General features: G+C 74.8%; 11 protein-coding genes. 5 read left to right on the top strand and 6 right to left on the bottom strand.

What is annotated here, in order from left to right; all coding sequences use genetic code 11:
• Positions 1–136 precede the first annotated feature (136 nt).
• On the top strand, positions 137–1396 hold the full coding sequence (locus ACI79B_RS02125; RefSeq protein WP_456926478.1) for an epoxide hydrolase family protein: 1260 nt from the start codon (positions 137–139) through the stop codon (positions 1394–1396).
• 71 nt (positions 1397–1467) lie between these two features.
• On the opposite strand, the gene ACI79B_RS02120 is transcribed toward ACI79B_RS02125, so the two are convergent.
• The gene (locus ACI79B_RS02120; protein ID WP_456926477.1) at positions 1468–2688 is read right to left on the bottom strand and encodes an acetyl-CoA C-acetyltransferase; all 1221 of its coding nucleotides are present in this window, start codon (positions 2686–2688) and stop codon (positions 1468–1470) included.
• 135 nt (positions 2689–2823) lie between these two features.
• Positions 2824–3864 (bottom strand): SGNH/GDSL hydrolase family protein, encoded by a 1041-nt coding sequence (locus tag ACI79B_RS02115; protein WP_456926476.1) that lies wholly within the window; start codon positions 3862–3864, stop codon positions 2824–2826.
• 41 nt (positions 3865–3905) lie between these two features.
• Between ACI79B_RS02115 and ACI79B_RS02110 the strand changes: the two genes are divergently transcribed.
• The gene (locus ACI79B_RS02110) at positions 3906–5273 is read left to right on the top strand and encodes a DUF2252 domain-containing protein (protein ID WP_456926475.1); all 1368 of its coding nucleotides are present in this window, start codon (positions 3906–3908) and stop codon (positions 5271–5273) included.
• Here ACI79B_RS02110 and ACI79B_RS02105 read toward each other — a convergent pair.
• Genes ACI79B_RS02105 through ACI79B_RS02090 form a run of 4 tightly spaced genes read right to left on the bottom strand, consistent with a single transcriptional unit; the run spans position 5236 to position 9704 of the window.
• The gene (locus ACI79B_RS02105; protein ID WP_456926474.1) at positions 5236–5694 is read right to left on the bottom strand and encodes a GNAT family N-acetyltransferase; all 459 of its coding nucleotides are present in this window, start codon (positions 5692–5694) and stop codon (positions 5236–5238) included. The genes ACI79B_RS02110 and ACI79B_RS02105 overlap by 38 nt on opposite strands.
• Positions 5691–6206, bottom strand: coding sequence for a hypothetical protein (locus ACI79B_RS02100; RefSeq protein ID WP_456926473.1), 516 nt, complete (start codon positions 6204–6206; stop codon positions 5691–5693). The genes ACI79B_RS02105 and ACI79B_RS02100 overlap by 4 nt, the downstream gene beginning before the upstream one ends.
• A gap of 43 nt (positions 6207–6249) precedes the next feature.
• The gene (locus ACI79B_RS02095; protein ID WP_456926472.1) at positions 6250–8238 is read right to left on the bottom strand and encodes a VWA domain-containing protein; all 1989 of its coding nucleotides are present in this window, start codon (positions 8236–8238) and stop codon (positions 6250–6252) included.
• Positions 8239–8240: 2 nt separating this feature from the next.
• A complete protein-coding gene (locus ACI79B_RS02090; RefSeq protein WP_456926471.1) occupies positions 8241–9704 on the bottom strand; it encodes a sigma 54-interacting transcriptional regulator in 1464 nt (487 codons plus the stop codon).
• A gap of 85 nt (positions 9705–9789) precedes the next feature.
• On the opposite strand from ACI79B_RS02090, the gene ilvA reads away from it, so the two are divergent.
• From ilvA to ACI79B_RS02075, 3 genes are all read left to right on the top strand, one after another.
• A complete protein-coding gene (ilvA, locus tag ACI79B_RS02085; protein ID WP_456926470.1) occupies positions 9790–11004 on the top strand; it encodes a threonine ammonia-lyase in 1215 nt (404 codons plus the stop codon).
• A 147-nt stretch (positions 11005–11151) separates the two neighbouring features.
• Entirely contained in the window at positions 11152–12171 is a 1020-nt protein-coding gene (locus ACI79B_RS02080) for an ATP-binding cassette domain-containing protein (RefSeq protein ID WP_456926469.1), read from the top strand.
• On the top strand, positions 12168–12977 hold the full coding sequence (locus ACI79B_RS02075; RefSeq protein ID WP_387987883.1) for an ABC transporter permease: 810 nt from the start codon (positions 12168–12170) through the stop codon (positions 12975–12977). The genes ACI79B_RS02080 and ACI79B_RS02075 overlap by 4 nt, the downstream gene beginning before the upstream one ends.
• Positions 12978–13043 lie beyond the last annotated feature (66 nt).

The following is a 13043-nucleotide window of genomic DNA, read 5'->3' as shown; positions in this document are numbered from 1 at the left end:
CCGGGCCACCGGCGTCTCCGGGGGCCGGGGAACGCCGGATCGTCCGCCACGGACGATGCGGGTAAGGGCCGGGCGGCGCTGGGGTCGGGGAGGGCCCACGAGCGGGTCCACCCCCAGCCCGCGCCAGGAGGCCCGGATGTCCGCTCCCACCGACCCGACGACCGTCTCCGTCCCCGGGGCGGTGCCCCAGCCGCGGACCGCCGCCGGGGCCGATCCCACCGCGATCCGCCCGTTCCGGATCGCCGTCCCCGAGGCGGAGCTGCTCGACCTGCGCCGGCGCGTCGCCGCCACCCGCTGGCCCTCCGCGGAGCTGGTCGGGGACCGGTCGCAGGGCGTGCAGCTGGCGACGGTGCAGGCCCTCGTGCGCCACTGGCTCACCGACTACGACTGGCGCGCGTGCGAGGCGCGGATCAACGCGCTCCCGCAGTTCACCACCGAGATCGACGGGGTGGAGGTCCACTTCCTGCACGTGCGCTCGCCGCACGAGGACGCGCTGCCGCTGGTCATAACGCACGGCTGGCCGGGCTCGGTCGTCGAACTGCTCGAGACCGTCGGCCCGCTCACCGACCCGACGGCGCACGGTGGCCGCGCCGAGGACGCCTTCCACCTCGTGCTGCCGTCCCTGCCCGGCTACGGCTTCTCCGGGGAACCGCGGGAGCTCGGCTGGGACGTCGCCCGCGTCGGACGTGCCTGGGCGGAGCTGATGCGCCGCCTCGGGTACGCCCGCTACGTGGCCCAGGGCGGCGACGTGGGTGCCGGCGTCACCGACGCGATGGGCCGGCAGGCGCCCGAGGGGCTGCTCGGCATCCACCTCAACCTGCTCGTGACCGCACTGGGCGGTCCGCTGCCGGGCGACACCGAGCAGGAGAGGGCGGCTCTCGCCGCGATCGCCACCTTCCGGTCCAGCGGCTTCGCCTACTTCCTCGAGCAGGCCACCCGGCCGCAGACCATCGGCTACGGGCTGCTCGACTCACCCGTCGCCCTGGCGGCCTGGATGCTCGACCACGACACGGACTCCTACTACAAGATGGCCCGCGCCTTCACCGACGGGCGGCCCACCGGCAACCTCACCCGCGACCACGTGCTGGACAACGTCACGCTGTACTGGCTGACCGGTACCGGCGCCTCGGCGGCCCGGTCGTACTGGGAGAGCTACGGCCCCGACGCCCCGGCCGCGGCCGCGGCCGGCCAGGCGCCCCCGGAGGTCTCGGTCCCGACGGCGTTCACCACGTTCCCCGGCGAGATCTGGCGGACACCGCGCAGCTGGGCGGAGCAGAGCTACCCCACCCTCGCGTACTTCAACGAGGTCGACCGCGGCGGGCACTTCGCCGCCTGGGAGGAGCCCGAGCTGTTCGCGACCGAGGTCCGCGCGGCGTTCCGGCCGCTGCGCGGCTGAGCCGCCGCGAGACGACGGCGGCCCGGCCCCCGTCAGGGGACCGGGCCGCCGTGGCGTGCCGGGAGCTCAGCTCAGGAGAGGCGCTCCAGCACCATCGCCATGCCCATGCCGCCACCGACGCACATGGTCTCCAGGCCGAAGGTCTTGTCCTCGGTCTGCAGGCCGTTGATGAGCGTGCCGGTGATCCGGGCGCCGGTCATGCCGAAGGGGTGGCCGACGGCGATCGCACCGCCGTGCACGTTGAGCTTGTCGATGTCGATGCCCAGGTCCCGGTAGCTCGGGATGACCTGCGCGGCGAACGCCTCGTTGATCTCGACCAGGTCGATGTCGTCGATGGTCATGCCCGCCCGCTGCAGGGCCAGCTTCGAGGCGTCGACCGGGCCGTAGCCCATGATCTCCGGCGACAGGCCGGTGACCGCGGTGGAGACGATGCGGGCCAGCGGGGTGAGGCCGAGGTCGCGGGCCTTGGTGTCGCTCATGACGACCACCGCGGCGGCGCCGTCGTTGAGCGGGCAGGCGTTGCCGGCGGTGACCCGGCCGTCGGGGCGGAAGACCGGCTTGAGGCCGGAGATGCCCTCGAGGGTCGTGCCGGGACGCGGGCCGTCGTCCTTGCTGACGACGGTGCCGTCGGGGGTGGTGACCGGGGTGATCTCCCGCTCCCAGAAGCCCTCGGCGATCGCCTTCTCGGCCAGGTTCTGGCTGCGGACGGCGAACTCGTCCATCTCCTGGCGGGAGACGTCCTTGAGCAGCGCCAGGTTCTCGGCGGTCTGCCCCATGGCGACGTAGATGTCGGGGATCTCGCCGTTCTCCCGCGGGTCGGTCCACGAGTCGGCGCCGCTCTCGGCGGTCTTGGCCACGCGCGCCTCGGCGTCGGCGAAGACCGGGTTGTGGGTGTCGGGCAGCGAGTCGCTGTTGCCCTTCACGAAGCGGGAGACCATCTCCACGCCGGCGGAGATGAAGACGTCGCCCTCGCCGGCCTTGATCGCGTGCATGGCCATGCGGGTGGTCTGCAGCGACGACGAGCAGTAGCGGGTGATCGTGGTCCCCGGCAGGTGGTCCATGCCGAGGAGCACGCTGACGACGCGGCCCATGTTGTGGCCCTGCTCGCCACCGGGCAGACCGCAGCCGAGGATCAGGTCGTCGATGTCGGTCGGGTCCAGGGCGGGGACCTTGTCCAGCGCCGCGCGGACGATGGTGGCGGTCAGGTCGTCGGGCCGCAGGTCCTTGAGCGACCCCTTGAACGCACGCCCGATGGGGGAGCGCGCGGTCGCGACGATGACGGCTTCGGGCATGGGGTCCTCCACGGTGAGGGGCTCCCGGCCGGGGGGTGCCGGGTGTCGGGTCACCCCGGAAACTACCCCCGGGTACGCGATGGGTCGCGGGTGCGCCGGGAACAGAGCGCCGTTGTGTTGCGGGTCACTCGGCGCTCAGCCGACCGACGCCGCCCTGGCCTCGCCGGCCTCCTCGGGCGTGGGCAGCTCGGTGGGCCGGCGGCGCAGCAGCCGGGCCCACGGGCCCAGCGGGCCGGTGCCCGAGCCGCGGACCTCGGTGGCCCGCACCTCGGTGCCCGGGCGTCCGGCGGCCCGCGCCGCGGCCTGGGCCACCGGGCGCACCGACGTGCGGCGCAGCCGCCCGCGCTCGGCGCGGGCCGGCCAGACGCCGATGGCGTCGGCGAGCGCGGGGAGGATGACCGCGGCGGCCTGCGAATAGCCGGCCGCGCTGGGGTGGAACTCGTCGACGCTGAACAGCGAGCGGTCCTGGGCGAAGCTCGGCCCGAGCACCGAGCCGAGCGACACCGTCCGCCCGCCGGCCTCGACGACGGCGATCGTCTGCGCCGCGGCCAGCTGCCGGCTCCACCGCCGGGCCAGCAGCCGCAGCGGCTGCCCGATCGGCCGGATCGTCCCGAGGTCGGGGCAGGTGCCGACGACGACCTGCGCGCCTGCCTCGCGCAGCCGCCGCACCGCGTCGGCCAGGTGGCGCACCGACACCGCCGGCCGGGTGCGGGTGGTGACGTCGTTGGCGCCGATCATGATCAGCGCGACGTCGGGCTTCTGCTCGAGCGCGGCCTCGACCTGGGGGTCCAGCTCACAGGACTCGGCGCCGGAGACGGCCAGCCGGACCAGCCGCACGGGGCGCTCGGCGAGCTCGGTCAGCGCGGCGGCGAGCAGCACGCCGGGGGTCTCGGTGGCGCGCGTGACGCCCAGGCCGACGGCGCTGGAGTCGCCGAGCACGGTGAACACGATCGGCCTGCCGCGGCGCCGGCCGTAGACGCCGTCGCCGGACGGCGGGTCCTGCTTCGACGTCCGCGCCTCGACCCGGCGGCGGGCGGCGAGGGCCTGGAGGCGCAGCAGGGCGAGCAGCCCGGCCCCGACCAGGCCCAGCCCGCCGCCGCCGTAGGCGGCGCCGGCCGCCAGCCGTCGCGCCCTGCTCGCCCTCGTCACCGCCACCCCGTCCGTCGCGCCGCGCAACCGTCTGTCCTGCAGGCTAGTCGGCCTCTACGGTGCCCCCCGTGCCCGAATCCCCCCACCGGGTGGCCCCCGGGGGAACCCCCGGTGACCGCTCGCAGCTGATCGTCGACGTCCTGGTCGAGGCCTTCTCGGAGCTGATGGCCGCCGACGCCGACGCCTTCCGGACCAAGTTCCGCAAGATGGCCGCCGACCCCTTCGCGTTCTACCGGGGCAGCGCCTGCCTCTTCTACGCCGACATGGACCGCCTCGCGGACCCCTGGTGCGACGAGCGGACCAGCCGGGTGTGGATCCAGGGCGACCTGCACGCGGAGAACTTCGGCACGTACATGGACGGCGCCGGGCGGATCGTGTTCGACGTCAACGACTTCGACGAGGCCTACGTCGGCTCGGTCACCTGGGACCTGCGCCGGTTCGTGGCCAGCTTCGCGCTGCTGGCGTGGAGCAAGGCACTCGGCGACGACGTCATCGGCGACCTGGTCGGCACCTACCTCGGCGCCTACCTGGACCAGGTGGAGGCCTTCCGCCGCTCCGACGACGACCGCTCGTTCGCGCTGACCGTCGCGAACACCGAGGGCGCCGTCCGCGAGGCCATCCTGGAGACGACGACCCGCACCCGGGCCTCGCTGCTGGACCGGATGACCGTCGTCGAGGACTACCGGCGGCGGTTCGCCGACGGCGGCCGCACCCGCCGGCTCGACGACGCCGAGCGGGACCGGGTGCTGGCCGCGCTGGACCGCTGGCGGGAGACCGTCGTCCCGCCGGTGCGCCGCCGCGACGTCGCCTACGACGTCAAGGACGTCATCGGCACCGGGGGGTTCGGCATCGGCAGCGCCGGCCTGCCCGCCTACAACGTGCTGCTCGAGGGCTACGACCAGGCGCTGGAGAACGACGTCGTCCTGTCGCTCAAGCAGGGCAACGTGGCCGCGCCCAGCCGGATCGTCCGCGACGAGCGGATCCGCTCCTACTTCGAGCACCACGGGCACCGCACCGCGGTCAGCCAGCGGGCGCTGCAGGCCAACGCCTCGCAGTTCCTCGGGCACACCGAGATCGACGGCGTCGGGTTCGTCGTCCAGGAGCTCTCGCCCTACGAGGTGGACCTGGACTGGGAGGACCTCACCGAGCCCGACGAGATCGCCCCGGTCGTGGCCCAGCTGGGCCGGGCGACGGCGAAGATGCACTGCGTCGGCGACGCCGACAGCGACCACACGCTGGTCGACTTCCAGACCGAGGAGGCGGTGTCGGCGATGGTCGGCGGCCGGCGCGAGGAGTTCGTCGCCGACCTGGTCGACTTCGCGCACGCCTACGCGCGGCAGACGCAGGAGGACCACCGGCTGTTCGTCGACGCCTTCCGCGCCGGGCGCATCCCCGGGATCAGCTCGAGCGGCGCCCAGCCGCTCCGAGCGCGGTGAGCATGCCGACGTGCGGGCCGATGCCCGCGACGTCGAACGGCGCGGTCACCACGCGGAAGCCCATCCGCTCGTAGAAGCCGGCCGCGGGCACGCGGGCGTTGCACCACAGCAGGTCCGCGTCCCGCGCGGCGAGCAGCTCCCGGCCGGCCGCGACCAGCGCGCGGCCGGCCCCGGCGCCCCGCACGGCGGGGTCGGTGGCCATGCCGCGCAGCTGCCACGGCGCCCGGGCCGGCCGCCACGGGCAGGGCGCGGGGGACAGCCGGACGACGCCGACCACCCGCCCGTCGGCGGTCCGGGCGGCGAGGTGCACGGTCGCGGGGTCGTCGTCGCCGGGCATCGCGGCCGGCCCGCCGCCGCGCAGGACGGCGCTGCGCAGCGGCAGGACGACGTCGAGGCCGACCTCCTCGACCGTGACGGTCACGTCGTGGGCGCGGCCCCGGAGCCGCAGTTCTCCTCGTAGTAGGCACCGATGCGCGACAGCGCCGGCCCGGCCGCCGACCCCTGGACCTCGGTGACGGCGGCGTCCACCTGCGCGTCGGCGTCGGGGCCGGCCGGGTCGATCGCGCCGACCCGGTCGCGCAGCTGCGCCAGCCCGTCGCGGACCGCCTGCCAGTCGGCGGCGACCTCCCCGGGGGCGGTCACCCCGTCGAACGCGGTGACGGCCTGGTCGAGCAGGGGCGGCAGGGCGGCGACGCCCTGGGTCTCGGCGGCCTGGAGCGCCGCGCCCAGCTGGGCGACCACCGGCGTGGCGTCGGCGCAGAACGCCGCCGCCCCGGGGTCGGCGGACGACGGCGCGGCGGACGACGACGGGGTCGCGGCCGCGCTCGAGGAGGACGACGGCGACGCCGATGCACCGCCGTCGTCCCCACCTCCGCAGCTCACCAGCAGGGCGCCGGCCGCGGTGAGCAGGCCGGCCCGGAGGAGTCGGGGCACGACCCCACGCTAACCGGGGACGGCCTGCCCTCCCCGGCTCGGCTCAGCGCGCCCGGCGGCCCCGGCGGGTGCGCAGGTAGTCCGCGACGACGTACTCGCCGAGCCGCTCGCTGTCGGGCGTGAAGACCCGGCCGCCGGCGCGCGCGGTGATGTCGTGGACGAAGTGCACCAGCCCCGGCTCGGGGTCGAGCGCGAACACGTTGAGCGTGGCACCGGACCGGGCCACCCGCTCCACCTCGGCGACGGTCCGGGCGATGGTCTCCGGCATGGGCGGCCAGCAGAAGTACGGCGTGCCGTCCTCCTCCAGGTGCGCCGTCGGCTCGCCGTCGGTGACCACGAGGACCACCGGCTCGGCGTCGCGGTGCCGGGCCAGGAACCGGCGGGCGAGGATCAACCCGTGCTGCAGGTTGGTGCCCTGCAGCGTGTCCACCGACAGCTCGGCCAGCGTCTCGGGCTTGAGCACCTGCGCGGTCGACGAGAACCCGATGATCTGGATCGCGTCCTGTGGGAAGCGGGTGGTCACCAGCGAGTGCAGCGCCATCGCGGTCGACTTGGCCGCGCCCCACGTGCCGCGCAGCGCCATCGAGTAGGACAGGTCGACCAGCAGCGCGACCGCGGCGCCGGTGCGCCGCTCGGTCTCCACGACCTCGAAGTCCTCGACGGCGATGCGGACCCGGCGCTCGCCGTGCCCGTGCGGGTCGCCGGCGGTGCGCAGCACCGCGTTGCGGACCGTGCGGACGACGTCGAGCGGCTGCTCGTCGCCGAACCGCCACTCCCGCGAGCTGCCGGTGAGCTCCCCGGCCGCGCCGGCGTCGGCGACGTCGTGCTCGCCGCGGCCGGTGGCGTCGAGCTTGGCGAACACCCGCCGCAGCGCGGTGGCGCCCAGCCGGCGCACCGCCTTCGGCGAGAGCTCCAGCTTGCCGTCGGAGCGGTTGAGGTAGCCCTGCCGCTCCAGCTCGCGCTCCATCTGCCGCAGCGCCGCGAGGTCGTCGACGGCCTCCCGGCCCAGCGCCTGCTCGAGCAGCTCCTCGTCGACGTCGGCCAGCGAGGCGCCGGCGTAGCCCTGGGAGAGCTGGTTGGACAGCGCCTCGAGGTCGGCCAGCTCCGCCACGGCGCTGGTGGCGTCGCCGAGGCCCAGGCCCTGCTCGCCGTCGGGCACCTGGCCGCGCTGGCCCCACGGCAGGTCGGGGCGGGCCTGGCGCAGCGCGTCCTGCAGGTGGGCCATCTCGCTGGCCAGCCCCAGGTCGGACATGGTCTGCGCCATCAGGTCGGCCAGCTCGGCCCGCTGCTCGGGCGAGAGGCCGGCCATCATGCGCTCCTGCGCGGCGGCCCGGCGGGCGAGGGAGTCGATCAGCTCGTCCACCGACTGCGGGTCGTCCGGGAAGAACTGGCCGTGCTTGTCCATGAACTCGCGGAAGCGCTCCTCGGTGTCCTCACCGCGGTTGTGCGCGTCCACCAGCTGCGACAGGTCGGCGACCATGTCCTTGACCGCCTGCACGTCCTGCTCGGTGGCGTTCTGCAGCGCCTGCTTCATGTTGGCGAAGGAGCTGTCGAGCACCTCCCGCCGCAGCAGGTCCTGGATCTGGTCGTAGGTCTGCCGGGCCTCGGGGGAGGCCCAGTCGTACTCCTTGAGCGCCCGGACGGCGCCCGCGGTGTCCTGCGGCAGCGCGTCGAGCTCGGCCTCCTTGAGCCGGGCCAGGTCGTCGGGGTCGGGGAACAGCTCCCGGCGCTCGGCCGCGAGCGCCCGGTCGAGCAGCTCGCGGACCTCCTGCAGCGTGCCGTCCATCCGGCCCGCGGTGCGGGCCTGCCGCAGCCGCTCCCGCACGGAGCGGCGCAGCTCGTCGAGGCCGCGGCGACCGTCCATGCCGCGGCGCAGCAGCTCCCGCAGCGCCTCGCGGACGCCGCTGCCGCCGAGCACCGAGTCGCCGATCTCGTCGACGGCGCTGCCCAGGTCGTAGGGCGGGGCCAGCGGGTCGGGCCCGCCCCGCCAGCGGCCGTACCGGTACCCCTTGCCGGGGCGTGGGCGCGCCACCGTCAGGCCCCGTACACCGTGCGGGTGCCGTCGGTGTCCTTGGCCAGCCGGCGGGTGAGGTAGAGCCCCTCGAGGGCGAACTCGACCGCGGCGGCCGCCTGCTCGGCGGACTCCTCGCCCTCCGGCACGCCGAGGCGGCCCAGCAGCTCGGCCAGCCGGGGGATGGTGCCCAGCTGGCCCAGCAGCGCCGCGCCCGGCACCAGCTCGCCGGACTCGACGGTCTCGCCGCCGGTGAAGTGCTCCTGCAGGCCGGTCAGGTCCAGCCCGCCGCAGCGGGCCCGGAAGGTCTGCGCGGTCGCCTGCCGCAGCAGGTGCTCCAGCACCTCCAGCTCCCGGTCGTCGTCGGGGTCGCTGCCGGCGTCGGCGAACTCGACCTTGCCGCGGCTGGCCGGGACGACGCCCGGCAGGTCGACCACCCGGGCCACCGGGCGGGTCTCCCCGGCGATCGCGGCCCGGCGGACGGCGGAGGCGGCGACGGTCTCCAGCCCGGCGATCGCGAACCGGGCGCTGACGCCGGAGCGCTGGTCGACGTGGCTGGACTCGCGGACCAGCCGGGTGAACCGGGCGATGATCTCGGCCAGGTGCGCCGGGACGACGGGGGCGTCGAACGCGTCGTGCCCGCTGGGGGCGCCCAGCCCGCTGGTGCGGGCCTCCTGCTCGAGCAGGCGGATCTCGTCGGCGAGCTCGAGCGGGTAGTGGGTGCGCACCTCGGCGCCGAAGCGGTCCTTGAGCGGGGTGATGATCCGCCCGCGGTTGGTGTAGTCCTCCGGGTTGGCGCTGGCCACGAGCAGCAGGTCCAGCGGCAGCCGCACGCGGTAGCCGCGGATCTGGATGTCGCGCTCCTCGAGCACGTTGAGCAGCGCGACCTGGATCCGCTCGGCGAGGTCGGGCAGCTCGTTGACGCTGAAGATGCCGCGGTTGGTGCGCGGGACCAGGCCGTAGTGGACCGTCTCCGGGTCGCCCAGGGTGCGCCCCTCGGCCACCTTGATCGGGTCGACGTCGCCGATGAGGTCGCCCACGCTGGTGTCGGGGGTGGCCAGCTTCTCCCCGAAGCGCTCGCTGCGGTGCAGCCAGGCGACCGGGGTGTCGTCGCCGTGCTCGGCGATCTGGCGGTGCGCCCACACGCTGATCGGGTGCAGCGGGTGCTCGTTGAGCTCGCTGCCGGCGAGCACCGGCGTCCACTCGTCGAGCAGGCCGACGAGGGTGCGGATGAGGCGGGTCTTGCCCTGGCCGCGCTCGCCCAGCAGGACGAGGTCGTGGCCGGCGATGAGGGCCCGCTCGACCTCGGGGACGACGGTGTCCTCGAAGCCGACGATGCCCGGGAGGGAGGGCTCGCCGGCGCCCAGGCGGGCGAGCAGGTTGGCGCGGATCTCGGCCTTGACGGGCCGGGCGACGGCTCCGCTGGCACGGAGCTCGCCGAGGGTCGTGGGTGCGGGTGGGGTCTGCGCTGGGGCGACGTCCGTCACCTCAGCCACGGTACGACGACCAGGGAGGATGCGGGAGCGGCTGCGTCGGCCCGGACGGGATCGTCCGCCCTGCGAGGATCGGGGCATGGGAGCGGAGCTGGTCACCGGAGCCGACGTCGTCGCCGCCGCCGAGCTGCTCGACGGGGTCGCCCGGCGCACGCCGCTGGAGCACTCGCGGGCGCTGGCCGAGTGGGTCGGCGGCCCGGTGCACCTCAAGTGCGAGAACCTGCAGCACACCGGCTCGTTCAAGTTCCGCGGCGCCTACGTGCGGCTGTCCCGGCTGACCGCCGACGAGCGGGCCCGCGGGGTGGTCGCGGCCAGCGCCGGCAACCACGCGCAGGGCGTGGCGCTGGCCGCCCGGATGCTCGGCGTCCGGGCCACGGTGTTCATGCCCGAGTCCGCGCCGCTGCCGAAGGTCTCCGCCACCCGCGGTTACGGCGCCGACGCGCGCCTGGTCGGGGCCGACCTGACCGCGGCGCTGGCGGCCGCCGTCGAGCACGCCGAGGCGACCGGGGCGGTGTTCATCCACCCCTTCGACCACCCCGACGTCATCGCCGGGCAGGGGACGGTCGGGCTGGAGCTGCTCGAGCAGTGCCCCGAGGTCGCCACCGTCGTCGTCTGCACCGGCGGCGGCGGGCTGGTGTCCGGGGTGGCCGCCGCGGTCCGGGAGCGACGGCCGGAGGCCCGGGTCGTGGCCGTGCAGGCGGCCGGGGCCGCCGCCTTCCCCGGGTCGCTGGCCGCCGGGCGGCCGGTGGCGCTGACCGGGGTCTCCACGATGGCCGACGGGATCGCCGTCGGCGCGCCCAGCGACCTCACCCTCGCGCACGTCCGCGACCTGGTCGACGACGTGCGCACGGTCGGGGAGGAGGATCTCTCCCGCGCGCTGCTGTTCTGCCTGGAGCGGGCCAAGCTGGTCGTCGAGCCGGCGGGGGTGGCCGCGGTCGCCGCCGTGATGGCCGAGCCCGAGGCGTTCCGGCCGCCGGTGGTCGCGGTCGTGTCCGGCGGCAACGTCGATCCGGTGCTGCTGATGAAGGTCGTCCAGCACGGCATGGCCGCCGCCGGCCGGTACCTGCGGCTGCGGCTGGCGGTGCCCGACCGGCCGGGGTCGCTGGCCGCGGTGCTCGCCGTCCTCGCCGAGGCGGGCGCCAACGTGCTGGAGGTCGAGCACGAGCGGACCGCGACCCGCCTGGACCTCGGGCAGGTCGAGGTGTTCGTCGTCCTCGAGACCCGCGGCCCGGACCACGCGCGGACCGTCGTCGGGGCGCTCGAGCAGGCCGGCTTCGCCGTCGCGGAGGCCTAGCGCTCACTTCTCCCGCGTCCGGCGGTCTGCCCTCCGAGACCGCCGGACGAGGAGAGGTGTCGTGGGAGTGAACAACAGGCGTCGGACCGTTCGCCGGACGCGAAAAGCGTTCGGGAAGTGTCGGTGCTCACACCTAGTTTCCCTGTCATGAACGACGCGATCCTGGTCGAGGGACTGCAGAAGCGCTTCGGGTCGAACACGGCGCTGGCGGGGGTGGACCTCGCCGTTCCCGAAGGCACCGTGCTCGGGCTGCTCGGGCCCAACGGCGCGGGGAAGACGACCGTCGTCCGCATCCTGACCACGCTGCTGCTGCCCGACGGCGGGCGCGCGGAGGTGGCCGGCGTCGACGTCGTCCGCGAGCCGGACCGGGTGCGCTCGGTCATCGGGCTGACCGGGCAGTACGCCGCCGTCGACGAGTACCTGACCGGGTTCGAGAACCTGGAGATGGTCGGCCGGCTGTACCGGCTGGGGAAGCGGGAGTCGCGGGCCCGGGCGGGGGAGCTGCTCGAGCGGTTCGACCTCACCGACGCCGCGAACCGGCCCGCGAAGACCTACTCCGGCGGCATGCGCCGGCGGCTGGACATCGCCGCCTCGCTCATCGCCCGGCCGCGGGTGCTCTTCCTCGACGAGCCCACCACTGGCCTCGACCCGCGCAGCCGGCTGGCGATGTGGGAGTTCATCGCCGACCTCGCCGGCGGCGGGACGACGATCCTGCTCACCACCCAGTACCTGGAGGAGGCCGACCGGCTGGCCGACTCGATGGTGGTCATCGACCGCGGCCGGGCGATCGCGCGCGGCACGGCCGACGAGCTCAAGGCGCAGGTCGGCGGGCAGCGGCTGGAGTTCGCGGTCACCGACGCGGGTGCGCTGCCGGAGATGGTGGCGCGGCTGCGGCCGCTGGCGGTGGACGAGCCGCACGTCGACGAGCAGGCTCGCCGGCTGAGCATCCCGGTCACCGGCGGCGCGGAGGTCCTGGCCGACGCGCTGCGCCGGCTCGACGGCCACACCGCCGACATCTTCGACGTCGGGCTGCGCCGCCCCGACCTCGACGACGTGTTCCTGGCGCTGACCGGCCATGCCGCCGAGGACAGGGCCGCCGGGAGCGCGGACGCCGGCGCCACCGACCAGACCCCGGCCGAGCCGGTCCCCGCGGGAGGCGTGCGATGACCTCGCTGGCCGCGACGCTGTCCGACAGCGTCGTCATCACCAAGCGCAACCTGATCAAGGTCAAGCGGGTGCCCGACCTGATCGTGTTCGCGACGCTGTCGCCGATCATGTTCGTGGTGCTGTTCCGCTACGTGTTCGGCGGCGCCATCGGTGGGCTGCCGCCGGGCATCAGCTACGCGGAGTTCCTGCTGCCGGGGATCTTCGCGCAGACCGTCGTGTTCGGGTCGACCGTCACCGGCGCGAGCATCGCCGAGGACCTGCAGAAGGGGCTGATCGACCGGTTCCGGTCGCTGCCGATGTCCCGGTCCGCGGTGCTGGTCGGGCGCACGATCGCCGACTCCGGGCTCAACGTCATCTCGATCACGGTGATGGCGCTGACCGGTCTGGTGGTCGGGTGGCGGATCAACTCCTCCATCGGCGAGGCGGTGGGCGGGTTCCTCGTGCTGCTGGTGTTCGCCTACGCGATCTCGTGGCTGATGGCGGTGGTCGGGCTGCTGGTCCGCACGCCGGAGGTGGTGAACAACGCCAGCTTCATCGTGATCTTCCCGCTGACGTTCATCGCCAACACGTTCGTGCCGCTGGAGACCTTCCCGGCGGTGCTGCGCACCTTCGCCGAGTGGAACCCCGTGTCGTCGGTGACGCTGGCCGCCCGCGAGCTGTTCGGCAACGTGCCCGCCGGCTACCCGGTGCCCGACGCGTGGCCGCTGCAGAACCCGGTGCTCTACACGCTGATCTGGACGGCGGTCATCCTCGCGGTGTTCGTGCCGCTGTCGGTCCGCCTCTACCAGCGCACCGCCAGCCGCTGAGGCTCCGTACCCGGGTGGCCCGGAACCGCATCGGTTCCGGGCCACCTGCGTACGCGGGTCTGCGCG

The organism is Geodermatophilus sp. SYSU D00879, assembly GCF_054050375.1.
Note: the sequence above shows the minus strand (reverse complement) of the source record. Positions and strands in the feature narration are given on the sequence as shown.